This is a genomic window from Bradyrhizobium sp. Ken51, from assembly GCF_055807435.1.
The window spans coordinates 1-368 of sequence record NZ_JBVVPB010000143.1; the positions used below are offsets into that span (position 1 = coordinate 1).

The following is a 368-nucleotide window of genomic DNA, read 5'->3' on the forward strand; positions in this document are numbered from 1 at the left end:
GACAGCGAGGAGCCGTCGACATCCGTCACTCCCGCCAGCAGGGTGGCCGCGCTGATGGAGTAGCTGGTGTCCTCGGTCCCCGCCGCCAGCGTCACAGGTTTGGCCACCGGTGCATCATTGACCGCTGTCAGGGACAGGTTGGCCGTCGAGCTCGCGGTGAGCGCGCCGTCAGAGGCGGTGTAGTTGAAGCTGACCGGTCCGCTGTAGTTCGCAGCCGGGGTGTAGGTCCAGGTGCCATTGCCGTTGTTGATCAGGCTGCCGCCGCCGCTTGCGATGCTCACCGCGCTGATCGACAGCGAGGAGCCGTCGACATCCGTCACTCCCGCCAGCAGGGTGGCCGCGCTGATGGAGTAGCTGGTGTCCTCGGT

At 66.8% G+C, this 368-nt stretch carries 1 protein-coding gene; it reads right to left on the reverse strand.

Translation table 11 applies throughout. The features are described from left to right. Positions 1 to 368, reverse strand: a 368-nt coding sequence (locus AC0L27_RS41220) for a cadherin-like domain-containing protein (RefSeq protein ID WP_473323843.1), incomplete at both ends; no start/stop codon positions are given.